The following is a 24142-nucleotide window of genomic DNA, read 5'->3' as shown; positions in this document are numbered from 1 at the left end:
AGCCGACGGAAACGTCCAAGAGAAAGGGTCAGCCGGAAGGGCGCTCGTCGCTCCCGCTCTCAACCGCCGCGCCGGCGCCGACCCCGAGACCGATGCCGCCAACGGCCATGCCGCCGCCCATGCCCATGCCGCCGCCACCACGGCCGCCGCCACCGCCGCGCTCGCCGTCACCGCCGCCCCGACCCTTGCCGCCGCTGCTGGCCGGCCGCGTCGGCCCCTGGAAGGGAATCGATGCCGCGACGTCGCTCGGGATGGGATCGAGCTGAAGCGCCTCACGGACATAATCGCGCAGCGCCACCACCAGCTCATGGGTATGCACCTTGCGCCCCGCCACCAGTTCGCTCGCGGCGCGCTCGGCCAGCCGGACGTGCTCGTCCGTGCCCAGCAGAAGGATATCGGCCAGCGACGCCTCGACCGCATCACGGATCCGACGTGACCGATCCGATCCCAGGGCCTCGGGCGACAGGTCGACTGCGCGATCGGGCGTGCCATCGCCATCGGCATCGATCGCCGGCTGACGCAGGTCGCGCAGATGCGACGGATCGACCGCAAGATCGCCGGTGAACGAGCCGCCCAATGTCCGGTAAGCGGCGATCAACGTCCGCAGTCGTTCGTTGATCTGGCGGTTCATCCGCTCGCGGCGCTGCTGGATGGTCATCATCACCAGCAGGCGGATCCCGACGCCGATCAGCGTCACCAGCGCCAGGCCGCCGATCGAAACCAGGATGCCGTGCCATGAACTCAGATCCATGAACCGCACCCGGCTCTCCCGCGACTAAACCCGAAAGCACCTCCCGGCGCAGCACTATGGCCGCGCCGGGAGTGACGATGTCTTCTAGTAACGGCGGACGCCGGGACGGCGGCCCCCGGCAAGGCGCTTCATCAGATAACTCAGACCAAAGGTCATCAGCAGGCGTCGCAACATGAATGTTCTCCTTTGAAGGAGGAGCGTGTGCGCCGCCTGATGGTTCCGGCTACGGGCTTTGGCTCAGCTCCGTTCGCGCACCGCGCTGAAGGTGATCGCGGGCCATTCCTGCTCGAACCGCCCATGCTCCCACGCATTGCGCATCAGCAGCACCGGCACCCCGTCCTGGTCCTCCGCCATGTTCGACCGCAGCGCTTCGGTCAGCTTCTTGAGCTCGGCCGGATCGTCGGCCCGGACCCACCGCGCGACCTCGTAGGGCGAGGGTTCGAACTCCAGCTTGGCGCCATATTCCTGCTCCAGCCGGGTCTGCAGCACGTCCAGCTGCAGCTCGCCGATCACGCCCACGATCCAGGCCGAGCCGAGCGCCGGCTTGAACAGGCGGATGACGCCCTCCTCGGCCAGGTCGGCGAGGCCGCGCCGCATCTGCTTGACCTTGAGCGGATCGCTCAGTCGCACCCGGCGCAGGATTTCGGGCGCGAAGTCGGGCAGGCCGGTGAATACGGTCTCGCCCTTCTCGGTCAGCGTGTCGCCGACGCGCAAGGTGCCGTGGTTGGGGATGCCGACGATGTCGCCGGCCACCGCGCCATGCGCCAGCTCGCGGTCGCGCGCGAAGAAGGTGATCGGGTTGTGCAGCGCCAGCGCCTTGCCGCCGCGGCTGTTGAGCACTTTCATGCCGCGCGTCAGCTTGCCCGAACAGATCCGCACGAACGCCACCCGGTCGCGGTGGTTGGGGTCCATGTTGGCCTGCACCTTGAACACGAAGCCCGTCAGCCGCGGCTCGTCCGGGCTGATCGGCGCGGGCCGCGCGGGCTGCGGCTGCGGCGGGGGGCCGTCGTCGGCGAGGATGTCGAGCAATTGCTCGATCCCGAAGCCGCGCAGCGCGCTGCCGAAGATCACCGGGGTCAGGTCGCCGGCCCGGAACGCCGCGCGATCGAATTCGGAATAGGAAGCCAGCGCAAGCCCGCCTTCCTCGGCCAGGCTTGCCGCCGCGTCGGCGGGAATGACCCCGGCGATGGCGGGATCATCGACCCCCGCCGCATCGACCCAGCGTCCCGGCACCACGCCGTCGCTGCGGTCGGCGACCAGCAGGGCCTTGCGGCGCAGGTCGTACAGGCCGTGGAACAGCCCGCCGATCCCGGTCGGCCAGTTCTGCGGGGAGACGTCGAGCTGGAGCACCTCGGCGATCTCGTCGAGCAGTTCGAACGGGCTCTTGCCCTCGCGGTCGACCTTGTTGACGAAGGTGACGATCGGCACGTTGCGGATGCGGCAGACCTCGAACAATTTGCGGGTCTGCGGCTCGATGCCCTTGGCGGCGTCGATCACCATGATCGCGCAATCGACCGCGGTCAGCGTGCGGTAGGTGTCTTCGCTGAAGTCCTGGTGCCCCGGCGTATCGAGCAGGTTGAACAGGATGTCGCCCCGCTGGAAGGTCATTACAGAGCTGGTGACCGAGATGCCGCGCTGCTGCTCGATCTTCATCCAGTCCGACCGCGCCCGCCGCCGGTCGCCCCGCGCCTTGACCTCGCCCGCCTCGTGCACCGCGCCGGCGGCGTGGAGCAGGCTTTCGGTCAGCGTGGTCTTGCCGGCGTCCGGGTGGGAGATGATCGCAAAGGTCCGCCGCTCCAGCGCGCTGAAGGCGGTGTCGCCGCCGCTGCGAACGGCGTCGCCGAGGGAGTTGGTTTCAAGGTTCAAGAAGGCGCTCCTGCCCGGCCCTTCGGGGCCGGGTGATTCTGTTTGCGGCCATTTAGTGCAAGTGGGCCGCGAAACGAAGGGGCGTGCGACCTCGCCCCCTTGGGAAACGCCGCCACCTCGGCTAAGCGCGACCGCTTATGACTGATCCAGTACCCCCCAAGCGCATCTTTCCCGACGCCAAGGTCGACGCCGAAGCTGCCAAGCACATCCCGTCCAGCCCGCAGACCGAACATGCGGCCTATGACCTCGCCTTCCAGGACAAGGACTTCCTGCTCCGCCCGGACCTCAGGCCCGTGCGTTTCCAGCTGGAGCTTTTGAAACCCGAACTGTTCCTCGACGAACAGAAGATCGGCTCGACCTTCGTCTTCTACGGTTCGGCCCGCGTGCCCGAGCCGGTCAAGGCGCAGGCGCTGCTCGCCGCCGCCCGCACCGACAAGGAGCGGGTGATCGCCGAGCGGCTGGTCGCCAAGTCGCGTTACTACGACGTCGCGCGCGAACTCGCGCAGCTCGTCAGCAAGACCGACCGCGACGAGGACGGCCAGCGTCACTTCGTGGTCTGCTCGGGCGGTGGTCCCTCGTTCATGGAAGCCGCCAACCGCGGCGCGCAGGACGTCGGCGCGGAGAGCATCGGGCTCAACATCGTGCTTCCGCACGAGCAGTTGCCCAATCCCTACGTGACCCCGTCGCTGAGCTTCCAGTTCCACTATTTCGCGCTGCGCAAGATGCACTTCCTGCTCCGCGCCCGCGCGGTGGCGGTGTTCCCGGGCGGATTCGGCACCTTCGACGAGATGTTCGAGCTGCTAACCCTGATCCAGACCGGCAAGGTCCGCCCGCTCCCCATCCTCCTCTACGGACGCGAGTTCTGGGAGCGGGTGGTGAACTTCCCGGCGCTGGTCGAGGAAGGCGTCATCTCCGAACGCGACCTCGACCTCCTCACCTGGTGCGAAACCGCCGAAGAAGGCTGGGGCCACGTCTGCGACTATTACGCCAGGGAAGAGGCCAAGGCCGCGGCCGAATAGGACCGCCCACGAAAAAGGGCTCCGGTTTGCCGCCGGAGCCCTTTTTTCTTGTCGTGGATGCGAAGCTTACTGCTTGGGAGCAGGGCTCGCCGTGGTCCCGGGAGCGGTCACCTTGGGGGCGCCTTCGCCGCGGATGTTGGCGATGCCGCCCTTCTGGGCTTCCTGCTCGGTCAGCACCGGCTCGTTCTCGGCCTTCTGCGCGCCGGCGTCGTCGGCTTCGCTTGCAGCCTTGTCCTCGGCCGCGCCCGGGGTCGAGGCGGCCGGCGCCGCCGGCAACGGCAACGGCGCGTCGCTCTTGCTGTTGAGGAAGGCCATGACATTGGCCCGGTCCTCGGGGTTGCTGAGGCCGGCAAAGGTCATCTTGGTGCCCGGCGCATATTTCTTCGGGTTGGTGAGCCACTCGTTCATGCTCTTCCAGTCCCACACGCCCGGAACGCCCTTGAGCGCGTCCGAATAGGCGAAGCCGGGCACGTGGCCATGCGGCTTGCCGTAGGCCGACCACAGGTTGGGACCGAGGCCGTTGGCCGCGCCCTTCTCCACCGTGTGGCAGGCCTGGCACTTCTTGAACACGTCCGCGCCCTTGGCGGCGTCGGCACTGGCGAGGTAGAATTCGATCGGCTGCTCGGCCTCGGCGCCGCCGGCGCCTTCCTCGACCACGCCCTCGATCGGATAGCCCATGGTCTCGGGCCGCTCGCCATGAAAGACGATGCCCGAAGCCAGGGTGCCGCCAAGCGCGACGATCCCGGCGAACAGCACCCAGCCGGCGATGGTGTTGTTATTGTCCTGCATGAGAGGTCTTTTTGCGTCCGATCGGAGGGAATTCTGGCGCCCCTTTAAGGGCGTGGCGACGCTTCTTCAAGCGGCCAGCCAGTGGGCCAGAAGGCTGTGCGCGATCGCAAAGGGCGGCGGGGCCACGAAAGCCGCCTCCGGATCCCCCGCCATCGCCGCCTCGACGTCCGCCCGGCTGAACCAGCGCGCATCCTCCAGCTCGGTCGTATCGATGGTGATCGCCTCGTCGGCGGTGGTGGACAGGCAGGCGATCATCAGGGAGGAAGGGAAGGGCCAGGGCTGGCTCGCAACGTAGCGAACGTCGGTCACCCGCACCCCCGCTTCCTCCAGCATTTCGCGCGCAACCGCCGCTTCGATGCTTTCGCCCACCTCGACGAATCCGGCCAGTGCCGAGTAGCGGCCCGACGGGAAGCGCGGCTGGCGGCCCAGCAGCACCCGCCCGTCCTTTTCAGCAAGCATGATCACTACCGGATCGACCCGCGGATAATGTTCGGCCCCGCACGCTCCGCACTGCCGCGACCACCCGCCGCGCACGATCGCGCTGACGCTTCCGCAATTGGCGCAATAGCCGTGGCGGCGATGCCAGGTGGCGAGGCTGACCGCCGCAGCGAACAGCGGCGCCTCGCTCGGCGACAGATGCCCCAGTGTCCCGAACTGCGCGCGCAGGTCGCCGCCCCCGGCCGCCACCGGCGAGAAACACGCCTGCTCCCCGTCGAGGCCGAGGAACAGCGCGGGCTCGGTCACCGGCTCCCAGCAAAGCCGGCCTTCGCCGTCCAGCGCGGGAAGCCCGTCGGCCCACATCAGCTGGCGTGCGTCGGGGCTCCGGGCAAGCGCCTCGATCCGGCCCGGCTCCCCCCGCAGCGCGTCGGCGCGGTCGATCCCTGGCCCTGCAAAGAAGATTTCAGGCGGCAAGTCGTGGCTCCCGTTCTGCGCCGAGCGCGGCTTCGATCGCACGCCGGTAGAGCGTCGGAAGGCCCGCCTGCCCAAGCGCCGCAACCGGCTGCCACCACCCCTCGCCCGGTGGCGGCTCGGCGCAGGGCACCACCATCAGGTCGAGGGTGAAATGGGTGAAGCCGTGGCGGTGGATGGCGATCGGGTTCACCGACGGCCGCTCCTCGCACCACTCCTCCCCGGGCAGCGCCGCCATCCCGCCGAGCAGCCCCCTGGCAGGTCGCCGCACCAGCCAGACCTCGTCGCGGCGACGGGCCCACCAGGCGACGCCGAAGCGGTGCGGCCGCTCCTTCTTCACCTTCGGGTGCGGAAACGCCTCGGGACAGCCGAGCGCCCACGCGCGGCAATGGGCGTTGATCGGGCAGGCCGCGCAGTTCGGGACCTTGGGGCGGCAGAGGCTCGACCCGAGGTCCATCAGCGCCTCGGCAAAGTCGCCGTGGTGGCCGGGCGGGAACCAGCCCTTCGCCGCTTCGCCCGCCGCCTTTCGGTCGCCGATCGCGAACACCCGCGCAGCGACCCGCTCGACATTGGTGTCGATCGCCGCCGCATCCTCGCCGAACGCGATCGCAGCGACTGCAGCGGCGGTATAGGCACCAAGCCCCGGAAGCTCCCGCAGCCCCGCCTCGGTCGCCGGAAAGCCGCCGCGCGCAGCGACCGCGCGGGCGCAGGCGATGAGGTTGCGGGCGCGGGCGTAATAGCCGAGCCCCGCCCACTCACCCAATATCTCCTCGTCGGCCGCCGCCGCGAGCGCCTCCACCGTCGGCCAGCGCTCGACGAAGCGGAGAAAGCGCGGGGTCACCGTGGCGACGGTGGTCTGCTGCAGCATCACCTCGCTCAGCCATGTCCGATAGGGATCGCGCGGGGTCATCCGCCAGGGCAGGTCGCGGGCATGACGGCGATGATGCTCGAGCAGGAGGTTCGCCGCGGTAGCGTCCATCCGCGGCCTATGGCATGAGCCGCTGCAATGTCGAAGAAAAAGCCCGACCCCGAGGAAGCGCCCCGCTCCGGCCGTATGCGCGCCGCGGGCGACCTCGCGCTCGGCGTCGGCGGCATGGCGTTCAAGAAGTTCGGCTTCGTCCAGGGCGCGGTCGTCTCGCGCTGGACCGAGATCGTCGGCGAACGCTACGCCAGGGTCTCGACCCCCGAATCGATCCGCTTCCCAGCCGGCAAGAAAAGCGGCGGGACGCTGACCCTTGCGGTCGATGGCGCGCACGCGCCCCTGCTCCAGCATCTCGCGCCGATGATCATGGAGCGGGTCAACCAATTCTTCGGCTATGAAGCGGTGGTGAAGGTCGTCTTCCGCCAGGGCGGCAGGCCTAGGCCGAGCGCAAAGCCCGCCCGCCCCGCCCCGGCGCCGGTTCCCCGCGAACTCGGCCAGGGCCTGCGCGAGATACCGGACCTTGAACTTCGCACCATGCTGGAGAATCTCGCCGGCAAGATCGCCGCGGCGGACGGACCGCCGACGGTCGTGCCAGCACCCTTTTCCCTTAAACCACGCCCGCTTCGGAGTGATCAGGACGTATGAACAAGCTTAGCCTCGCCGTGGCCGCCAGTCTGCTGGCTCTTGGCACGACCGCCTGCAAGCAGGAGCCTGCGGCCCAGAACGACAACCCCGCCGCGGCCCCTGTCCAGGCGCCCAATGGCGACTGGTCCAAGCTCGTCTCCGCAACCACCGAGGGCGGGATGCTGATGGGTAATCCCCAAGCCAAGGTGAAGGTGGTCGAGTTCGGGTCGATGACCTGTCACGTCTGCGCCGAATTCGCGACCAAGGACGAAGCCAAGCTGGTCGACAATTATGTGAAGACCGGCAACGTCAGCTTCGAATTCCGCAACTTCGTGCGTGACCCGCTCGACATCGCCATCTCGCTGGTCACCCGCTGCGCCGGCGCGACCCCGCAGTTCTTCACGCTTACCAACGGCATCTATGCCGACCAGAAGAGCTTCTTTGACCGGATCCAGGCGGTTCCGCAGGACCAGCTCGCCCAGCTGCAGAGCCTTGCGCCCGCCCAGCAATTCAGCCGCATGGCGCAGCTCGCCGGGGTCCAGGAATGGGCGGCACAGCGCGGCCTGCCGTCGGGCAAGACCAGCCAGTGCCTCGCCAACCAGGCCGAGATCGACCGCATCGTGCAGATGAACAGCGACGCCTCGTCCACCTACGACATTCCGGGCACGCCGACCTTCCTCGTCGACGGCGAGGAAGTAAAGCCGACCCCGAACCAGGGCAATTGGGACGCGCTGGAGGCTGCGATCAAGGCCGCGCAATGACCTTCGGCTGAGGGTCAGGCGCGTTTAGATCCGGGGGAATGACCACGACGCCATGCGGTTCCGGCGCCTTTCGCTGACGGGCTTCAAGAGCTTCGTCGAGCCGGCCGAACTGAGGATCGAGCCGGGGCTGACGGGTGTCGTCGGCCCCAATGGCTGCGGCAAGTCGAACCTCCTCGAAGCGCTGCGCTGGGTGATGGGCGAAGGCAGCCCCAAATCCCTGCGCGGCGGCGGCATGGAAGACGTGATCTTCGCCGGCACCGCCAGCAGGCCCGCCCGCGACTTCGCCGAGGTATCGCTGCTGCTCGACCGCGGTCCGGAAGGCGAGGCTGAGGTCACCCGGCGGATCGAACGGGGCGCGGGCTCGGCCTACCGGGTCGACGGCCGCGACGTCCGCCAGAAGGACGTCGCCCTGCTGTTCGCGGACGCCGCCACCGGTGCGCACAGCCCCGCACTCGTCAGCCAGGGCCGGATCGGCGCGATGATCGCCGCCCGCCCGGCCGAACGGCGGCAGATGCTGGAGGAAGCCGCGGGAATCGCCGGGCTCCACGTTCGCCGCAAGGACGCCGAAACCCGGCTTCGCGCGACCGAGGCCAATCTCCAGCGGCTGGACGAACTGCTCGGCGACCAGGAACAGCGCGTCGCGGCGTTGAAGCGGCAGGCGCGTGCCGCCGAGCGTTACCGCGCGCTGACCGAGCGGATCCGCCTGGCCGAGGGGCGCCTCCTCTACAGCCGCTGGAAGGAGGCCGATTCCGCCGCCGTCGCCGCCGGCAAGGAAGCCGACGCCGCGATGGCCGAGGTCGCCTCGCTGACGCGCGCGCTGGAGCAGGCGCAGGCCGCGCAGGCCTCGGCGGTCGCGCTGGTGGCCGACCGCCGGCAGGCCGCCGCCCGCGCCCGCGAGGAAGGCCAGACCCTCGCCCACAAGCTCGCGACCGCCCGCGCCGCGCTCGACACCGCCCGCCGCCGGCTGGTCGAACTCGGCCGGCTGTCGGCCCAGCTCGGCGAGGAACGCGACCGCGAAATCGCCCTCGCGGTGGACGCCGACAACGCCATCGCGACGCTCACCGCGGAGATGGAGGCGATCGCTGCGCGGCTCGCGGACGGGGAAAGCCGCCAATCCGCGCTCGTCATCGCCCTGTCCCGCGCCGAGGAGGACAATCGCGCAAGCGAGGCTGCGCTGGCCGGGCTGCTGACCCGCGAGGCGGCGCTTCGGGCCGAACGCCAGGTCGCGGGCGCTGCCCTCAATGCCGCGCGCAGCCACCTCCAGCGCTTGACGCAGGAACGCGACAGCCTCGACCGTTCGCTGGCCGCGCTGGGAAGCGACGACGCACTGGCGGCCGCCCTGTCCGCGGCCCGCAGCGCAACCGCCGCCGCCGCCGTCGCCGGCACCGCCGCCGAGCAGGCCATCGCAGCCGCCGAGCATGAGCGGGGCGAAGCCGCCGCCGCCCGCGAGGAGACCGATCTCGCCATGGCCCAGGCCCGCACCGCGCATGGCGCAGCGGCAAGCGAAGCCGCGGCACTGGACAAGGCCTTGGTGGCATCCCCCGGGCGCGGCGTCCTTGCCTCGCTGACGGTCGCGGCCGGCTATGAGAAGGCGCTTGCCGCCGCCCTCGGGGACGATCTCGGCGCACCGTTGGGAAAGGATGGCGATCGTGGCTGGACCGGTGCCGAGCCGCACCCGGGCGACCCCCAATTGCCGCCCGGCATCTCACCCTTGTCCGACCAAGTCGACGCCCCGCCCGAACTCGCCCGGAGATTGCAGCAGGTCGGCATAGTCGAGGTCGACGAAGGCCAGCCCCTGCAAGCCGGCCAGCGGCTCGTCACGCGCTCCGGGGAAGTCAGGCGCTGGGATGGTTTCGTCAGCAAGGGGTCGGGCGCCGCGACCGCCGAACGGCTCGCCCGCGTCAACCGCCTTGCCACCCTCCGCCGCGAGCTTCCCGCGCTGGTGATTGCGCTGGAAGCGGCCACCGCCGCGCAGGCCGAGGCCGCGACCCGCGTTGCCGCTGCCGGCCGCGCCGTGGACACTGCACGGGCGGCGCTTGCGACCGCCGAGGCGACGCTTCGCCAGCGCCGCCGCGACGAAGACGGGGCTGCGGCGGCGGCCGAACGGCAGGGTCAGCAGCGCGGTGCACTGACGGCGCGGATGGAGGAGCTTGCGCCGGTGCTTGCGGCCGCAACCGCCGCCGTGCGCGACGCCGAGGCAACCCTTGGCGCGCTTCCCGCCGAGGACCTGCTTGCCGACGAAGTGGGTGAGGCCCGTACCCGGGCTGCCGAGCAAGGGCGCCTCCTTGCCGAGCGCCGTGCCGACCTCGCCACCGCCGCCCGGGCCGCGGCGACCGACCGCGAACGGCAACTCGCCGCCGCGGGGGAGCAGGCCGCGTGGCGCGAACGCGCGGGCGCCGCGGCCCGCAGGACCGAGGATGTCGCCGGCCGGGCCAAGCGGATCGCCTCCGAACGCAGCGCGCTTGAACCCGAGCCAGAGCGACTGACCGCCGATGTCGCGCGGACCGAGCGGGCCGTGGCAGGATCGAGCGCCCTCCTCGGCGCGGCGCTCAATGCCGAGCGCGAGGCCGAGCAGGTCGTCGCGGAGGCCGGAGCCGCGCTCGCCCGCGCCAACGAGGCCATGGCCGACGCCCGCGAACGCCGCGCCGCCGCCGCCGCTCGCTCCGAAGCACAGGTCGCGCGCCGGATCGAATATGGCCGCGTGTCGGGCGAGAAGTTCGAATGTCCCCCGCCGCTGTTGCCGCAGCGACTCGGCTTCGACGCCGACGACCTCGCCGCCGCGTCGGACGAAAGCGCCGCGCTCGAACGCGCCACCGCCGATCGCGAGCGGATCGGCCCGGTCAATCTCGTCGCCGAGCAGGAACTTGCCGAGCTCGAGGAAAGCCGTCTCCAGGGTGCCGCCGAGCGCGACGAGCTGCACGAGGCGATCAACCGCCTGCGCGGCTCCATCGGCAGTCTCAACCGCGAGGGCCGCCTGCGGCTGCTGTCCGCCTTCGAAGCGGTCGACCGCCACTTCCGCAGCCTGTTCACCACCCTCTTCAACGGCGGCCAGGCCCATCTCGCGCTGATCGACAGCGACGATCCGCTCGAAGCGGGCCTCGAGATCATGGCCCAGCCACCGGGCAAGAAACTCTCCTCGCTGTCGCTGCTGTCGGGCGGCGAACAGGCGCTTACCGCGGTGGCCCTGATCTTTGCTTTGTTCCTGACCCGCCCCTCGCCGATCTGCGTGCTGGACGAGGTCGACGCGCCGCTCGACGACGCCAACGTCGAACGCTTCTGCGATCTCCTGGTCCGGATGACGGCGGAAACCGACACCCGCTACCTCATCGTCACGCACAATGCGGTCACGATGAGCCGGATGCATCGCCTGTTTGGCGTGACCATGGTCGAGCAGGGAGTCAGCCGGATCGTCTCGGTCGATCTCGGCGCCGCCGAGGAACTGCTCGCCGCCGAATAGATCGCCGGGAGCGATCAAAGCTTGCGCACAGATGAACAATCGCGATGACAGCGTCGCGGGTTGTTGCGAATAACTCGCATTAGCTTTAGCAGGATCGAACCGAAACGATCCCTGTTTCAAAGGAATTCAAGCGTGCGATGCCTTGCTCGCGCCCTCGCTGGCGCAACCCTTTTCGTCGTCCCCGGCACGGCCGCCTTCGCCGCTGACGAGAACCTCTCGGCGGCCGAGCAGGACGCCGCCCAGGTCATCGTGGTGACCGGCAGCCGCGACGAATATGGGGTCAGGTCGACCATCACCGGCACCCGCACCGTCACCCCGCTGCGCAACATCCCACAGGCCATCTCGGTCGTGTCCGAAGCCCAGATTGAGGACCAGTCGCTGCGCTCGGTAGCCGATCTGCTGATGTTCGTCCCCGGCGCGACTCCCGGCACCGGCGAGGCCAATCGCGACCAGCTGACCCTTCGCGGCAACAACACCACCGCCGATTTCTTCGTCGACGGCCTGCGCGACGACGCGCAATATTTCCGCGATTTCTACAATCTCGACCGGGTCGAGGTGCTGAAGGGCCCCAATGCGATGATCTTCGGTCGCGGCGGCGGCGGCGGCGTCATCAACCGCGTCACCAAGCGCGCCAGCCTCAAGAATGATCGCCAGTTCATTCTCAGCCATGACAGCGAGGGCGGCACCCGCGTCACCGCCGATGACAATGTCCGCCTGGCCGGCGCGCTCGGGCTGCGCGTCAACGGCGTGTGGGAGCATGGCGACAGCTTCCGCGATTTCACCAAGTTGAAGCGCTACGGCGTCAATCCGACGCTCGGCTGGCAGCCTGGCTCGGACACTCGCGTCGACCTTTCCTACGAATTTTTCCACGACCGCCGAACCACCGACCGCGGCATCCCCTCGCGCGGGGGCCGGCCGCTGGAAGGCTATGACAACGCCTTCTTCGGCGATCCCGCCAACAGCATCAGCGATGCCGACGTCCAGATCGCCAGCCTTGGTGTCGAGCAGAAGTTTGGCGACAACCTCCTGCTGCGCAACCGCACGCAGGTCGCGGACTATGACAAGTTCTATTCGAACGTCTTCCCGAGCAGCGCGGTCAGCGCGACCGGCGCGGTCAACCTTGGCGCCTACAACAGCCGCAACGACCGCCGGAACCTCATCAGCCAGACCGACCTCGTGTGGGACGGAAGCCTTGCGGGGATCGACCAGACCTGGCTGTTCGGGTTCGAGCTCGGCCGCCAGACCAGCCGCAATCAGCGCCTGTCGGCCCGCTTCCTCGATGCCAACGGCTCGGTTACCCTCGATCAGCCGACCGCCGCGCGGCGGATCGAATATTTCCGCTCCGCCACCGACGCCGACAATCGCACCCGCGCCACCGTCGCCGCGGGCTATGCCCAGACCCAGCTCAAGCCGACCGACTGGGTCGAGCTGGTCGCCGGCATTCGCTTCGACCGCTTCCGCCTGTCGATCGATGACGAGCGCGCCGGCGTCCCGACCTTCGCCCGAACCGACAATCTGGTTTCCCCGCGGCTCGGGCTGGTGCTGAAACCCAACCGCAATCTCAGCGTCTACACCAGCTATTCGCGCTCCTACCTGCCCCAGTCGGGCGACCAGTTCGGCGGCCTGACCCAGACCACCGCCGCGCTGAAACCCGAGCGGTTCGACAACATCGAAGCCGGCGCCAAGTGGGAATTGCTCGACGGCCTGCTCGCCACCGCGGCCATCTACCAGCTCGACCGCAGCAACACGCAGGCGCCCAACCCGGTGGTCGGCCTGCCCAACCTGCTGACCGGCGCCACCCGCACCCGCGGGTTCGAACTGGGGCTGGAGCGGAGCATCGCAGCGCGGCTGCAGCTGTCGGCGGGCTATGCGCTGCAGGACAGCGAGATTCGTCGCACCACCAGCGCCGCCCCGGCCGGCCGCAGCGTGCCGCTGGTCCCGCGCCACAGTTTCTCGCTGTGGACCAAGTATCAGGCCAGTAAGGCCTTCGCTGCCGGGCTTGGCCTGCTCGCCCGGTCGAAGAGCACCGCCTCGCTCGCCAGCACCGCCACCGTGCTGCCCGGCTACGCCCGGCTCGACGGCGCGCTTTACTACAAGCTGGTTCCCGGCATCGAGGCGCAGCTGAACGTCGAGAACCTCACCGACCGCGACTATTTCCCGACCGCGCACAACGACAACAACATCGCGCCCGGCGCCCCGCGCACGGCCCGCCTCAGCCTCAAGGCGGAATTCTAGGCGAGCGCCGCCGCGCGGTCCCTGATCCGCTCCAGATCCTCGACGAAGCGCGCCCGCTCCTCGCGGCGGCGCGCTTCTTCGGGAATGCGGAGCAGGAAGCTGGGGTGCACCGTCACCCAGCATTCACTTCCGTCGGCCAGCGTCAGCGGCGCATCGCGTACCTTCGAGATGGTCAGCGTCTTGCCGGTCAGCGAGCGCGCCGCGGTCGCCCCCAGCGCCACGGTCAGCGGCGGCCGGATGATCGCGCGTTCCTGCTCCTGCCACCAGCGGCAGGCGTCGATCTCGGCGGTGTCGGGCCTGGAGTGGATCCGCTGCTTGCCCCGCAGCACGAACTTGAAGTGCTTCACGGCATTGGTGACGTAGGTGGTCGAACGGTCGATACCCACCTTCTCCAGCGCCGCGTCGAACAATTGCCCGGCCGGCCCGACGAACGGCCGCCCGGCGAGATCCTCCTGGTCGCCCGGCTGCTCGCCCACGAAGAAGATCCGCGGGTTGAGCGGCCCTTCGCCGAACACCGTCTGGGTGGCGCAGCGGTGGAGGTCGCAGCGCGTGCAGCCCTTCGCCTCCTCGCGCAGCGCCGCCCACGCCCCCTCGATGTTGCCGCCGGGCCGCGGCGCCTCCGCCTGCGGCAAATTGGCCTGAGCTCGTTCGATCATCTCCAGCTCCCGTGCCCGGGCCCCCGCGATCAGCGGCGCGACCAGCGAGGTTTCCGGCATGTTGTGCCAATATTTCTTCGGCATCTCCTTCAGCATCGCCTTCACTTTGAGGCGCGCCGGATTGAAGATGCTGGAATAATAGGTCCGCCAGGTCTCCTCCAGCGGGTCGCCGTCGGGGGCATCGGACCGGCTCGCACCCGGCCCTTCGCTCAGCGTGTCGGTCGCCGGATCCCAATGGATCGAGACCTCGGGCGACAGGATCGACCAGCGCATGGTGGAGAAGCGGCGAACGAAGAAGCCCGCTTCCCGCCGGGCGATGTGATGGTCGGGCTCGAAAAAGGCGACGAAGCGGGTGTCGCCCTCCTCCGCCACTTCGCGAAAACGGACAAAGGCGTGCATCTTGTGCGCGTCGCGGCGCACTTCCTTGGCCAGCTTCTCCAGCCGGTCGACCAGCGGATCGGCGCGATCGTCCAGCGCGCGGCGATTGGCCTTGAGCTTCCACAGCAGGACGTAAAGCAGGGCGAAGCGCTGCGGGTCGGAATGGCAGATCGCCGCCTTGGCCATGTCGATGAAGGGCTTGGGAACCGAGAACATCGGCTCCCCCGACGGCGGCGGCACCGCGCCTTCGCTGCCGAACAGCTCGCCGTCCTCGCCCCGGACCTGCCATACCACGCTCATCGGGGGCACGCCGGCCATGACCAGCTCGCGCGCCGCATCACGCCAGCCGTCGAAATCGTCGGGCTGGTCGAGGGTGATCTTGAGCGGGTCGATCTGCGGCCCGTCGGGCAGGAGCACGCCGGCGCGGCCGCCTGGCCCAAGGCGGCTGTCGAAAAGGTCGGCGCTGTTGCCGAAGCGGCCGTTGGCGTCACTCATGGCCGGGAAACGCTTCAGCGGGCTGTTGGGCCACGACCCGGCCTTTAGGCTGCAAACAGCTCGAGCTGATGCTTCTCGGGCTTGATCCAGCGCTTGAGGTCGGCCTTGTCGGTCAGCAGCGTCGGGCGCCAGTCACTGGTGATGATGAACGGGCGCATCTTGGCGATGCTGACGGTCAGCCGCGCCACGTCGTCGAGCGTGAAGTTCCGGAACCGGCGCGACCGCAGGATCCGCTGCACCGCCTTGGTCCCGAGCCCCGGAACGCGCAGCAATTGTTCGCGGCTGGCCTTGTTGACGTCGACCGGGAAATATTCGCGATACTTCAGTGCCCATGCCAGCTTGGGGTCGATGTCGAGCGGCAGCATCCCGCCATCGTCCGCCGCGCTGACGACTTCCTCCGATTTGAAGCCGTAGAAGCGCATCAGCCAGTCCGACTGGTAGAGGCGATGTTCGCGCATCAGCGGCGGGCGCTGCAGCGGCAGCACCGCGCTGGCATCGGGGATCGGGGAGAAGGCAGAGTAATAGACCCGGCGCAGGCTGAAGCGATCGTACAGGGTGCTCGCCTTGCCGACGATGTCCGCATCGGTGGCGGCGTCGGCGCCGATGATCATCTGGGTCGACTGCCCCGCCGGCGCGAAGTTGGGCGCCGACTTGTACTTCTTGCGGGCGTCCCGGCCGTCCTCGATCGCGCCCTTCATGCCAAGCATCGCGCCCTCGATCTGCGGCTCGCTCTTTTCGGGGGCGAGGCGCTGCAACCCCTTGGCGGTCGGCAGCTCGACGTTGATCGAGATTCGGTCGGCATAGAGGCCGGCAAGCCGCACCAGTTCGGGGTCGGCGTCGGGAATCGTCTTGAGGTGGATATAGCCGCGGAAATCATGGTCCTCGCGCAGCGACCGCGCGACCTCGACCAATTGCTCCATCGTGTAGTTGGACGAAGCGATGATGCCCGAGGAGAGGAACAGCCCCTCGATGTAATTGCGCTTGTAGAAGGCCAGGGTCAGGTTGACGACTTCCTGCGCGGTGAAGCGCGCGCGCCGCACGTTCGAGCTCTTGCGGTTGATGCAATAATGGCAATCGAAGATGCAGCTGTTGGTCAGCAGGATCTTCAGCAGCGAGATGCAGCGCCCGTCGGGAGCATAGGCGTGGCAGATGCCCATGCCCTCGGTCGACCCGATCCCCTTGCCGCCCACGCTGTTCCGCTTGGACGTGCCCGACGACGCGCAGCTGGCATCATATTTGGCCGCGTCCGCGAGGATCGCCAGTTTCTCGCGAGTGTCGAGCTGAGCCATTTGTTCGGTATATGTTCACGGCCCGGCGAAGGCAAGCTTTCCCCGCTTTTTCCGGGGCTTGAGGTCAGATCGGAAGCTTCGACCGTGCTTTGTGGGCAAGGCCGTCGACCGGGACGTCGTTGATGATCCGGAAGCGCGCCTCGATCAGGCAGTAGAGGCCGAACAGCAGCAGGCCGATGGCGACCACCGTGTCCCACGGCGAGGTGAGCCACGTCAGCGCTTCCTCCATGCCGCCGGCCTCTCCGGCCTGCTCCTTGAAGCCGGCGCTGGTCAGGAAGGCGCCGCTGATCAGGAACACCGCGCCGCGTGCGGCATAGCCGGCTTGGCCCGTGTAGCGCGCCCACGGCTGGTGGGCGACGCCGGGCTCCAGATGCTTGAGGAACTCGGCCTCCCACGCTTTCTTGAACTGGATCACGCCGACCACCAGCAGGGTCAGGCCGGCGATCATCAGCAGCAACTGCCCGCCGGGAAGCGACAAGGCGGTTTGCGCCTGTTCCTGGGTGCCGCTCCCGCCGCCGCTGGCACCGCTGCTTCCGGCGCCCGAATGATTGAACAGCCGCACCGCCTGCCAGGCGAGGAACAGGTGGACGAGCCCGCTTGCAAGCGCGCCGCCGCGCTCGGCGAGGCCCTTTCGGCCGGGCTCATGCCGCTCGATGTTGAAGGCGGCGTCGGACAGGCGCCACAGGCCGTAGGCGAGGAAGCCGGCGATCATCAGCCCGAGCAGGATCCGCCCGCCGCCCTCGGCCAGGACCGACAGCGCACCGCTGGTATCCTCGGTCCGGCCGGTGCGCAGGATCAGGAAGCCGATCACCAGATACAGCAGCCCGCGCGAGGCGAAGCCAAGGCGGGTGAGAGTGGTGAGCGCGCCGCTCGGGTCTGTGCGCATGGGGTGTTCCTCCTGTTGCGGGGCTGAACGGCCCGGACCCGGCACCGTTCCGCCGACGCAACCTTTTCACCCCTTCACGACCCGAGGCGGAGGTGAGCCTTATTCGGGAGGCGAATCCTGGGCGTCCTGCTCGGCACGCTCGGCGGCGCCGCGCTGGATTTCCTTGGTCGCGCAGCCGAAATCGCCGCCCGGACCGACGCCCGAGCAGGTGCCGGGTCCAGTCTGGCCCATCGTCGCAAGCGCCTTGGACCGCACGCTCCAGCTCTGGCTCAGCTGCGGCGGGCCGCTCGGGCGCAGCGCCTCGGGCAGCCGGTAGCGTTCCTTCTCCGGACGGCGGGCGCAGACCACCACTTCGTCATCGGTCGAGCGCGGGCACGGGTCGGTGCCGAACACGATGATCTCGCGCGTGCGCTGCTGGGCGGCGGGCTGCGACTGGGCAGTCGCGGGAAGCGCGCTCAATAGGCCGCTGCCCACAACGGCGCCGAACGCGACAAACAAACGGGTCTTCATGATCCAACACCTTTCGGGGACTTCAGCGCACGGGCCGACATCGCGTTCCCGCCCTAGATCCGCTTGGAGGCCGCGATCGCGACCTTGCAGAGGGAGCGGATGGCAAAGCTGAGCAAGGGATAGCCGGGGGTTTCCAGCGCGCCATGTTCGCGCGCCGTGTCGCGATGCTCCAGTTCCTCGGCTTGGAACTGGCGGATGTCGGCCGATAATTCGGGATCGCTGTCGCCAAGTTCCTGCAATTGCTCTTCGTAATGGCGGTCGATCTCGGTCTCGACCGCGTCGGTGCAGGCCATCGCCGCCCGCTCGCTGAGCAATGCAGTCGCCGCGCCGAGCGCGAAGCCGCCGACGTGCCACAGCGGCTGGAGCAGGGTCGGGCGGACCTTCCGCTCGGCCAGCAGCTGGTTGAAGCGGGCGAGGTGGGCATCTTCTTGCGCCGCCATGTGGGTGACCAGGTGGGCGGCGCGCGAGGAGCCGCGAAGCACCGCCAGCTGGCCGGCATAGATGCGGGTCGCGCCATATTCGCCGGCATGGTCGACGCGCAGCATCGAGTGGAGGTCGGGCGCCCGGTCGCCCGGCTTCCAGCCGGACTTCAGCGCTTCTGCGTCAGCCATAGGATCGCTCCGGTGGAAAGAAGGGAGATGAGGGCGTTCCACGCGGCCAGCGACAGGAGGAGGAACGACCAGGCGATCTGGTCACAGCGGATCAGCGGGGTCGCCATGATCGACTTGAGCAGCTCCTCGGGAGTCGCACCGGTCGCCACGGTCGAGCAGGTGGTGAGGCCTTCCCACCAGCCCTGCTCAACCCCGGCATGGAACAGCCCGATCACGCCCGAGGAGGCGATGGCGAGCGCCGCCAGCCAGGTCAGCGGCCTGGCGAGGCGCGGGGCGACAAGCGACAGGCCGGCCAACACGACCGCGGCAAGATGCGGCCAGCGTTGCCACAGGCACATCTCGCACGGATTGAGGCCGCCCAGGTGCTGCGAGCCGAGCGCGCCAAGCAGAAGGCTGCCGGGCACCGCCAGCGCAAGCCATTGCGCAAGCCGCAACGAGCGGCCGCGAACCGCCGCAAGATCGCCCGTCCGAGCGTCCATCAGCGTGCCTTGGGCGCTCCGCCCGGGCCGCCGGCCAGCCGCTTCAGCGACTTGACGGCATAATCGAGCTGGAAGTCCTTGACGCCCTTCTTCTCGAGCTCGGCGGCGGTGGCGGTGAAGCGCGGATCGACCGCATCATCCTTTTCGAGCAATTTGTCGTCGATCTTGTTCTGCGCGACGAGGTGGCGGCGCAGATCGGCCTCGCGGATGGTCGGGCGGTCCTTGTAGTCGGGATCGCTCAGCTGCGGCACGATGATGTCCGGATCGATCCCGCCGGCCTGGACCGACCGGCCCGATGGCGTGAAGTAGCGGGCGGTGGTGAGCCGCAGCGCGCTTTCCTGGTCGAGCTGGATGACGGTCTGGACCGACCCCTTGCCGAAGCTGCGCTCGCCCATCACCACAGCGCGGCGGTGATCCTGCAGCGCGCCGGCGACGATCTCCGCCGCCGAGGCCGAACCGGCATCCACCAGCACCACGATCGGTCGTCCGCCGGTAAGGTCGCCCGGACGGGCATAGAAGCGTTCGATATCGTCCTTGGCGCGGCCGCGCTCGGACACGATCTCGCCGCGCTCGAGGAAGGCGTCGCTGACCGACACCGCCTGGTCGAGCAGCCCGCCCGGATTGGAGCGGAGGTCGATCACGTAGCCCAGCGGCTTGCCGCCGGCGGCCTTGTCCATCGCGGTCAGGGCGGAAGCGACCTGCTCGCCGACATTGGCCGAGAAGCTGTTGATGTTGAGGACGCCGATGCCGTCCTTCAGCTCCCACTTGACCGGCTTCAGCTCGATCCGCTCGCGGCGCAGCGTCACGTCGAACGGCTTGTCGCGGCCGGGGCGGACGATGGTGATCTTGATCGGGCTGCCCGGAGGCCCCCGCATCTTCTCCACCGCCTCGTCGAGGTCGAGGCCGTACAGCAGCTCGCCGTCGAGGTGGGTGATATAGTCGCCGGCCTTGATGCCCGCGCGGTCGGCCGGGGTGTCCTCGGTCGGGCTGATCACCTTGACCGTCCCGTCCTCCTGCGTGACCGACAGGCCAAGGCCGCCGTAATTACCGTCGGTGGTGGTCCGCAGCTGGCGGAAATCCGAGGCTTCGAGATAGGAGCTGTGCGGATCGAGGCTGGCCAGCATCCCGTCGATCGCGCCCTTGATCAGCTTGTGATCGTCGGTCTGGTCGACGTAATTCGCGCGCACCCGCTCGAACACCCCCATGAAGGTTTCGAGCTCCTTGTAGGTCTGCGCGTCCGAGGCCGCCTGGGTGGCGGTGACGGCGGGAACCAGGGCGAGCGCCCCGACGAGAGCCAGCGGGGGGAGGAGCTTGCGGATCATGGGTCCAGTCTTAGCCATTGTGCCGACAAGTTAACAGCGCCGCCGATGAACGGGCGATGAGGATTGCGCCCGTTTATCGAGAAGCTGCGATCAGCGAGGCCGGCTCGGCCCGGCCACGGTGGAACAGTTCGGCGGTGACCGACGCCAGGGCGCGCCCGATCGGCTGGCCGCGGGCGACCCGCTCGCCGACCGCCACCGCCGGGCGGACTTCGGTCAGCAGGGTCGCCCAGCCCTCGCCGTGATCGATGATCACCACGCCGGCGCGGCGCCGGAACGGCCCGGCAAAGGCGACCCGCCCCTCGGCTGGCGCAACGACCTGCGTGCCTTGCGGAGCGGCAAAGGTCACGCCGCGCGCGCGGACCCCATTGTCGGCAAGCTCGCCCATTCCGCTTGTCACCTGCCCGCCCGCCGGAATGCTCCACGCGAACGGCGGCCGGGGGGCCCGCCCGTCGGCCGGCGCGGGACGCGGCTCAGCGGCGGGAAGTTTGGCCAGAGTCGCCGCGAGCGAGCGTGCCGCCTGCCGCCGCGCAGCCTCACCGGTCAGCATCGCCAGCCGCTCGCCGCGGTCGATCACGGTGTCGCCGGCCGCAAAGGCTTCCGAGTCGCGGGCCCGGGCCGAGGCCAGCGCCTCGCTTTCGCGCGCGGCGAAGCGCGCCTGCGCCTCGGCCGCCGCCTTTCGCTCCGCGCCCAGCTGCAGCTTCAGCGCGCGCTGCGCACCGGCGGTCGCGGCCAGCGCCTCCGCTTCGCCGCGCAGCGCCATTGTCCGTTTTTCGACCTCGGGACCAAGCGCGCGGACCAGAGCGGTCAGCCGGACCTGCTCCTCAGCGCCGCCGGCGGTTGCCAGCATCAGCCAGGCCGGGCGCCGTCCGGCCTCGGCCAGGCCCGCAAGCAACGCGGTCGCCGGGCGCCGCGCTTCCGCCAGCCGGGCGTCCAGGATCGCACGTCGGCGGTCGAGCGCCGCAAGCTGCGCTTCGGCCAGCGCGATCCGGGTGTCGGCGGCAAGCATCGCCTGTGCTTCGGCCGCGCGCTGGGCGGCCGCCTTGCCCGCCGCGTCGCGGGCCTGCGCCGCGGCCGTTTCGAGGCGCGTCTGCTCGGCCGCCGCGGCCCGTGCTTCCTGCTCGGCCACCCGCACCGGGTCGGCCGCCGACACCAGCAGCGGAGCAAGGGCGAGGAGCATCAGGCGGCGCATCGTGTGTTCAGCCTTGCCGGTGATAGGGATGGCCCGCAAGCCAGCTGGTGGCGCGGTACAATTGTTCGGCCAGCATCGCCCGGGCCAGCAGGTGCGGCCATGTCGCCGCGCCGAAGCTCAGCAGCAGGTCGGCGCCGGCCCGCTCGGCCTCTTCATGGCCGTCGGCCGCACCGAGTAGGAACCGGCATTCGCGCACCCCGCTTACGCGCCACTTGTCGAGCCTTGCCGCAAGCTCGCTCGACGCCAGCGCCTTGCCGCGCTCGTCGAGCAGGACGGTGACCGCCGGCGCAAGCGCAGGCGGAACCGTGCCGCCGCGATCGGGCAATTCGGTCAGCTTGTGCGGCCAGGTCAGGCGCTTGAGGTAACGCTCGACCAGCTCGCCCTCGGGCGAGCGGCCGATCTTGCCGCGGGCGATGATGTGGAGGAGCACCGTGGCGCCGCCGGCAGGTCAGGCGGTCGCAGCCGCCTTTTCGTCGCCGAACGCCCACATCCGTTCCAAATTGTAGAAGCTGCGCACTTCGGGCCGGAACAGGTGAATGATCACGTCGTCGGCGTCGATCAGGACCCAGTCGGCGGTCGGCAGACCCTCGATCCGGACCAGCTTGCCATGATCCTGCTTCAGGCGATCGGCGAGCTTGGTCGCCATGCTGGCCACCTGCCGGGTCGAACGGCCCGAGGCGATCACCATGTGATCGGCGATGCTCGACTTACCGGCGAGCGGAATGGACACCACCTCGACAGCCTGATCGTCGTCGAGGCTGCGGAGTACCGCCGCATGAATGTCCTCGACGGAAGCCGGCGTGCGGGCGCCGACCATTTCAGGGGTGTCAGCCAAGATGTCTCCTGTGTTCTGCGAAAAGAGTAACGCCCGAGCCACCATTCGTGTTGCGGGCGAAACGTTGGTGCCAAAAGGGGTCGGCGGCGCGGAGCTGCGTTGCGGAAGTCCGGTCAGGCGGTAAGCCCAGGAAGACGATCGCCGGGGCACTCCAACGCGTCCAGTCCCGTGCCTGCGCTCCAGGCCGGACGAAGCGCCGGAGCCAGCCCGACACGCGAGCCGTGCGGGCCTCGTCATCATAGCCGGGACGGGACAAAACGGCAATCGGCACCGTTGCGGCCAGCTGACGCCAGTTTTTCCACTGATGAAATTGCGCCACAGTGTCCTCGCCCATCAGCCAGATGAAGCGGTGCCGGGGATAGCGCCGGGTCAACTTCGCCAGCGTATCGGCGGTGTAGACGGTGCCAAGCCGTTGTTCGATGTCGCTGACCCGGATGATCGAGCGGCGGGCGAGCTGGCGGGCCGAGGCGAGCCGCGCCGCATAGGGTGCCATCCCGGCCTTGGGTTTGAGCGGATTGCCCGGACTGACCAGCCACCACACCTCGTCCAGCCCGAGCGCGGCGGCGGCGGCAAGGCTCATCGCCCGGTGCGCGCGATGCGCCGGGTTGAAGCTTCCGCCAAGCAGGCCGATGCGGCGCGTCATGGCTGCAGGGGCTAGCAGCGCGAGGGCTCCTCTGCCACTCTTGGCCGCAGGGGAAGCCAAACACCATGAACGTCGTCGAACCGATCGCGGATGCTGTCACCGGGGGGCTTGCCGCGCGTGCGGTCGAGCCGCGCACGGGGCTCGACGAGAGCGGCCACACCACCGAGCGCGCCTGCCTAAACTGCGGCACGCCGCTGGCCGGCGATTATTGCCACGCCTGCGGCCAGCATGCCCACGTCCACCGCTCGCTCGGCGCCTTTGGGCACGACCTGCTGCACGGCGTGTTCCACTTCGAGGGCAAGATCTGGCGCACCCTGCCGATGCTGGCATGGCGCCCGGGCGAGCTCACCCGCCGCTACATCGACGGGCAGCGCGCCAGCTTCGTGTCGCCGATCGCCCTGTTCCTGTTCGGCGTCTTCCTGATGTTCGCGGTGGTCAGCCAGCTTCCCTCGAACAGCCTCATCGACACCAGCCAGCTCCAGGCCGGGCTTGAGAATGGGGTCAAGGAATCCGAGGCCAAGCTGCGCGACCTGGCAACCCAGCGGACACGCGCCGTGGCCGCCGGCGACCAGGCGGCGATCGCCCGGATCGACCGGACGATCGCTTCCCAGAACGAGGACATCGCCTTGGCCCGCGATATCGCCAAGGATGGCACGGCGGGAGCGCTGACCCACGCCTCGGACGATGCGCCGACCTCGGTTGCCGCCCTCAACGACGCCTATCTCAAGGCCAAGAAGAACCCCGAACTCCTGTTCTTCAAGCTCAAGAGCAACGGCTACAAGTACAGCTGGGCGCTGATCCCTCTGTCGCTGCCGCTGATGTGGCTGCTGTTTCCCTTTTCGCGCCGCTGGCGATTGTACGACCACACGGTGTTCGTGACCTATTCACTTTGCTTCATGACGTTGCTGGTGGTGACCGGAAGCCTTTACCGGCTGACCGGCCTGCCAGGGGTCGGGCTGCTGACGCTGATCCCGCCCGTCCACATGTACCGTCAGCTGCGCGGCGCCTACAGCCTGTCGAGCCTGTCGGCGCTGTGGCGGGCCGCCGTGCTGAGCGTCGGCTCCTTCTCGATCGTGATCCTGTTCGGGATCGGCCTCGTGCTGCTCGGCCTGTTCGACTAGGCCGGGCAGGGAAATTTGGCGGCCGAGATGCGGGTCATCGCCTCGGTCATGTCGATCCGCTGACGCTCGGCCCTGGGGATGGCGCCGAGCCGGGCCATGAACTCGCGCACTTCCATGCCCTGCTTGCCTTCGGGCGGGCAGGAACGCGGCTTGCCACCGGCCTTGAGCACGGCCAGCCGCTGCTCGCGCGCCTTCAGCCCCGCCTTCTGCCCTTCCTCCGCCAACGCCCTGATCTCGCCCCGGCTCAACAGCGCCAGCGGTCCCTTCTTCAGCAGCGCGGAAGCGCGCTTGTGATAGACTTCGGCGTTCATCGACTGGGCTGCCAGCGGGGTCGCGGCAAGGGTCAGCAGCGTGCCGCCGAGGGCAAGGGTCAGTGGTCGCATCAAGGCTCCTGT

General features: G+C 69.1%; 23 protein-coding genes. 6 read left to right on the top strand and 17 right to left on the bottom strand.

The features are described 5' to 3' along the window. Window positions 1-28 precede the first annotated feature (28 nt). Window positions 29-751 (bottom strand): hypothetical protein, encoded by a 723-nt coding sequence (locus GGQ97_RS05220; protein WP_168067955.1) that lies wholly within the window; start codon window positions 749-751, stop codon window positions 29-31. Between the two features lie 237 nt (window positions 752-988). Next, the gene (locus tag GGQ97_RS05215) at window positions 989-2551 is read right to left on the bottom strand and encodes a peptide chain release factor 3 (RefSeq protein WP_245198058.1); all 1563 of its coding nucleotides are present in this window, start codon (window positions 2549-2551) and stop codon (window positions 989-991) included. 203 nt (window positions 2552-2754) lie between these two features. Between GGQ97_RS05215 and GGQ97_RS05210 the strand changes: the two genes are divergently transcribed. Beyond that, window positions 2755-3636, top strand: a complete 882-nt coding sequence (locus GGQ97_RS05210) for an LOG family protein (protein WP_168067953.1) — start codon at window positions 2755-2757, stop codon at window positions 3634-3636. Window positions 3637-3702: 66 nt separating this feature from the next. Here the strand turns inward: GGQ97_RS05210 and GGQ97_RS05205 are convergent, their stop codons facing one another. The 3 genes from GGQ97_RS05205 to GGQ97_RS05195 form a co-directional block, all read right to left on the bottom strand. Beyond that, entirely contained in the window at window positions 3703-4425 is a 723-nt protein-coding gene (locus tag GGQ97_RS05205) for a c-type cytochrome (RefSeq protein WP_168067952.1), read from the bottom strand. A gap of 66 nt (window positions 4426-4491) precedes the next feature. Further along, complete coding sequence (nudC, locus tag GGQ97_RS05200) at window positions 4492-5337, bottom strand: NAD(+) diphosphatase (protein WP_168067951.1); 846 nt, start codon at window positions 5335-5337, stop codon at window positions 4492-4494. Further along, window positions 5327-6313, bottom strand: a complete 987-nt coding sequence (locus tag GGQ97_RS05195; RefSeq protein ID WP_168067950.1) for an A/G-specific adenine glycosylase — start codon at window positions 6311-6313, stop codon at window positions 5327-5329. The genes nudC and GGQ97_RS05195 overlap by 11 nt, the downstream gene beginning before the upstream one ends. Before the next feature lie 27 nt (window positions 6314-6340). Here GGQ97_RS05195 and GGQ97_RS05190 point away from each other — a divergent pair, with 27 nt between their 5' ends. The 4 genes from GGQ97_RS05190 to GGQ97_RS05175 all read left to right on the top strand — a co-directional run bounded on the left by GGQ97_RS05190 (window position 6341) and on the right by GGQ97_RS05175 (window position 13333). Further along, entirely contained in the window at window positions 6341-6901 is a 561-nt protein-coding gene (locus tag GGQ97_RS05190; protein ID WP_168067949.1) for a DUF721 domain-containing protein, read from the top strand. Continuing rightward, window positions 6898-7641, top strand: a complete 744-nt coding sequence (locus tag GGQ97_RS05185) for a thioredoxin domain-containing protein (RefSeq protein ID WP_168067948.1) — start codon at window positions 6898-6900, stop codon at window positions 7639-7641. The genes GGQ97_RS05190 and GGQ97_RS05185 overlap by 4 nt, the downstream gene beginning before the upstream one ends. 52 nt (window positions 7642-7693) lie before the next feature. Then, a complete protein-coding gene (locus GGQ97_RS05180; RefSeq protein WP_168067947.1) occupies window positions 7694-11098 on the top strand; it encodes a chromosome segregation SMC family protein in 3405 nt (1134 codons plus the stop codon). A 132-nt stretch (window positions 11099-11230) separates the two neighbouring features. Continuing rightward, window positions 11231-13333 carry a TonB-dependent siderophore receptor gene (locus GGQ97_RS05175; protein ID WP_168067946.1) on the top strand — a complete coding sequence of 701 codons (2103 nt, stop codon included), beginning with the start codon at window positions 11231-11233 and terminating at the stop codon, window positions 13331-13333. On the opposite strand, the gene GGQ97_RS05170 is transcribed toward GGQ97_RS05175, so the two are convergent. From GGQ97_RS05170 to GGQ97_RS05120, 11 genes are all read right to left on the bottom strand, one after another. Then, window positions 13330-14862 (bottom strand): UdgX family uracil-DNA binding protein, encoded by a 1533-nt coding sequence (locus tag GGQ97_RS05170; RefSeq protein ID WP_168067945.1) that lies wholly within the window; start codon window positions 14860-14862, stop codon window positions 13330-13332. The two genes, GGQ97_RS05175 and GGQ97_RS05170, sit on opposite strands and share 4 nt — an antisense overlap. 44 nt (window positions 14863-14906) lie before the next feature. Continuing rightward, window positions 14907-16151 (bottom strand): putative DNA modification/repair radical SAM protein, encoded by a 1245-nt coding sequence (locus GGQ97_RS05165; RefSeq protein WP_168067944.1) that lies wholly within the window; start codon window positions 16149-16151, stop codon window positions 14907-14909. A gap of 64 nt (window positions 16152-16215) precedes the next feature. Then, window positions 16216-17037: a DUF1206 domain-containing protein gene (locus tag GGQ97_RS05160; RefSeq protein WP_168067943.1), complete on the bottom strand. Its 822-nt coding sequence runs from the start codon at window positions 17035-17037 to the stop codon at window positions 16216-16218. A 99-nt stretch (window positions 17038-17136) separates the two neighbouring features. Next, a complete protein-coding gene (locus GGQ97_RS05155; RefSeq protein ID WP_168067942.1) occupies window positions 17137-17547 on the bottom strand; it encodes a hypothetical protein in 411 nt (136 codons plus the stop codon). A 53-nt stretch (window positions 17548-17600) separates the two neighbouring features. Continuing rightward, the gene (locus tag GGQ97_RS05150) at window positions 17601-18158 is read right to left on the bottom strand and encodes a demethoxyubiquinone hydroxylase family protein (protein ID WP_168067941.1); all 558 of its coding nucleotides are present in this window, start codon (window positions 18156-18158) and stop codon (window positions 17601-17603) included. Then, entirely contained in the window at window positions 18137-18637 is a 501-nt protein-coding gene (locus tag GGQ97_RS05145) for a disulfide bond formation protein B (protein ID WP_168067940.1), read from the bottom strand. The genes GGQ97_RS05150 and GGQ97_RS05145 overlap by 22 nt, the downstream gene beginning before the upstream one ends. Continuing rightward, entirely contained in the window at window positions 18637-19959 is a 1323-nt protein-coding gene (locus GGQ97_RS05140) for a S41 family peptidase (RefSeq protein WP_168067939.1), read from the bottom strand. Before GGQ97_RS05140 ends, GGQ97_RS05145 begins: the two co-directional genes overlap by 1 nt. Before the next feature lie 73 nt (window positions 19960-20032). Continuing rightward, window positions 20033-21148 carry a murein hydrolase activator EnvC family protein gene (locus GGQ97_RS05135; RefSeq protein ID WP_168067938.1) on the bottom strand — a complete coding sequence of 372 codons (1116 nt, stop codon included), beginning with the start codon at window positions 21146-21148 and terminating at the stop codon, window positions 20033-20035. Between the two features lie 7 nt (window positions 21149-21155). Further along, window positions 21156-21578, bottom strand: coding sequence for a 23S rRNA (pseudouridine(1915)-N(3))-methyltransferase RlmH (locus tag GGQ97_RS05130; protein ID WP_168067937.1), 423 nt, complete (start codon window positions 21576-21578; stop codon window positions 21156-21158). An 18-nt stretch (window positions 21579-21596) separates the two neighbouring features. Beyond that, window positions 21597-21965, bottom strand: coding sequence for a ribosome silencing factor (rsfS, locus tag GGQ97_RS05125; RefSeq protein ID WP_168070746.1), 369 nt, complete (start codon window positions 21963-21965; stop codon window positions 21597-21599). Window positions 21966-21975: 10 nt separating this feature from the next. Next, on the bottom strand, window positions 21976-22626 hold the full coding sequence (locus GGQ97_RS05120) for a nicotinate-nucleotide adenylyltransferase (protein WP_168067936.1): 651 nt from the start codon (window positions 22624-22626) through the stop codon (window positions 21976-21978). 65 nt (window positions 22627-22691) lie between these two features. Here GGQ97_RS05120 and GGQ97_RS05115 point away from each other — a divergent pair, with 65 nt between their 5' ends. Then, window positions 22692-23747, top strand: coding sequence for a DUF3667 domain-containing protein (locus GGQ97_RS05115; RefSeq protein WP_168067935.1), 1056 nt, complete (start codon window positions 22692-22694; stop codon window positions 23745-23747). Here GGQ97_RS05115 and GGQ97_RS05110 read toward each other — a convergent pair. After that, entirely contained in the window at window positions 23744-24130 is a 387-nt protein-coding gene (locus tag GGQ97_RS05110; RefSeq protein ID WP_168067934.1) for a hypothetical protein, read from the bottom strand. The two genes, GGQ97_RS05115 and GGQ97_RS05110, sit on opposite strands and share 4 nt — an antisense overlap. Window positions 24131-24142 lie beyond the last annotated feature (12 nt).

This window comes from Sphingomonas kaistensis (genome assembly GCF_011927725.1).
In the GTDB taxonomy this organism is placed as follows: Bacteria; Pseudomonadota; Alphaproteobacteria; order Sphingomonadales; family Sphingomonadaceae; genus Sphingomicrobium; species Sphingomicrobium kaistense.
This window is presented reverse-complemented; position numbering and strand designations above follow the sequence as displayed.

Excerpts from the sequence above, each read along its gene's own strand:
- GGQ97_RS05220 (WP_168067955.1), bottom strand. The coding sequence starts at position 751 with ATGGATCTGAGTTCATGGCACGGCATCCTGGTTTCGATCGGCGGCCTG.
- GGQ97_RS05210 (WP_168067953.1), top strand. The coding sequence starts at position 2,755 with ATGACTGATCCAGTACCCCCCAAGCGCATCTTTCCCGACGCCAAGGTC.
- GGQ97_RS05205 (WP_168067952.1), bottom strand. The coding sequence starts at position 4,425 with ATGCAGGACAATAACAACACCATCGCCGGCTGGGTGCTGTTCGCCGGG.
- GGQ97_RS05195 (WP_168067950.1), bottom strand. The coding sequence starts at position 6,313 with ATGGACGCTACCGCGGCGAACCTCCTGCTCGAGCATCATCGCCGTCAT.
- GGQ97_RS05190 (WP_168067949.1), top strand. The coding sequence starts at position 6,341 with ATGTCGAAGAAAAAGCCCGACCCCGAGGAAGCGCCCCGCTCCGGCCGT.
- GGQ97_RS05185 (WP_168067948.1), top strand. The coding sequence starts at position 6,898 with ATGAACAAGCTTAGCCTCGCCGTGGCCGCCAGTCTGCTGGCTCTTGGC.
- GGQ97_RS05180 (WP_168067947.1), top strand. The coding sequence starts at position 7,694 with ATGCGGTTCCGGCGCCTTTCGCTGACGGGCTTCAAGAGCTTCGTCGAG.
- GGQ97_RS05170 (WP_168067945.1), bottom strand. The coding sequence starts at position 14,862 with ATGAGTGACGCCAACGGCCGCTTCGGCAACAGCGCCGACCTTTTCGAC.
- GGQ97_RS05165 (WP_168067944.1), bottom strand. The coding sequence starts at position 16,151 with ATGGCTCAGCTCGACACTCGCGAGAAACTGGCGATCCTCGCGGACGCG.
- GGQ97_RS05160 (WP_168067943.1), bottom strand. The coding sequence starts at position 17,037 with ATGCGCACAGACCCGAGCGGCGCGCTCACCACTCTCACCCGCCTTGGC.
- GGQ97_RS05155 (WP_168067942.1), bottom strand. The coding sequence starts at position 17,547 with ATGAAGACCCGTTTGTTTGTCGCGTTCGGCGCCGTTGTGGGCAGCGGC.
- GGQ97_RS05150 (WP_168067941.1), bottom strand. The coding sequence starts at position 18,158 with ATGGCTGACGCAGAAGCGCTGAAGTCCGGCTGGAAGCCGGGCGACCGG.
- GGQ97_RS05145 (WP_168067940.1), bottom strand. The coding sequence starts at position 18,637 with ATGGACGCTCGGACGGGCGATCTTGCGGCGGTTCGCGGCCGCTCGTTG.
- GGQ97_RS05140 (WP_168067939.1), bottom strand. The coding sequence starts at position 19,959 with ATGATCCGCAAGCTCCTCCCCCCGCTGGCTCTCGTCGGGGCGCTCGCC.
- GGQ97_RS05135 (WP_168067938.1), bottom strand. The coding sequence starts at position 21,148 with ATGCGCCGCCTGATGCTCCTCGCCCTTGCTCCGCTGCTGGTGTCGGCG.
- rsfS (WP_168070746.1), bottom strand. The coding sequence starts at position 21,965 with ATGGTCGGCGCCCGCACGCCGGCTTCCGTCGAGGACATTCATGCGGCG.
- GGQ97_RS05120 (WP_168067936.1), bottom strand. The coding sequence starts at position 22,626 with ATGACGCGCCGCATCGGCCTGCTTGGCGGAAGCTTCAACCCGGCGCAT.
- GGQ97_RS05115 (WP_168067935.1), top strand. The coding sequence starts at position 22,692 with ATGAACGTCGTCGAACCGATCGCGGATGCTGTCACCGGGGGGCTTGCC.
- GGQ97_RS05110 (WP_168067934.1), bottom strand. The coding sequence starts at position 24,130 with ATGCGACCACTGACCCTTGCCCTCGGCGGCACGCTGCTGACCCTTGCC.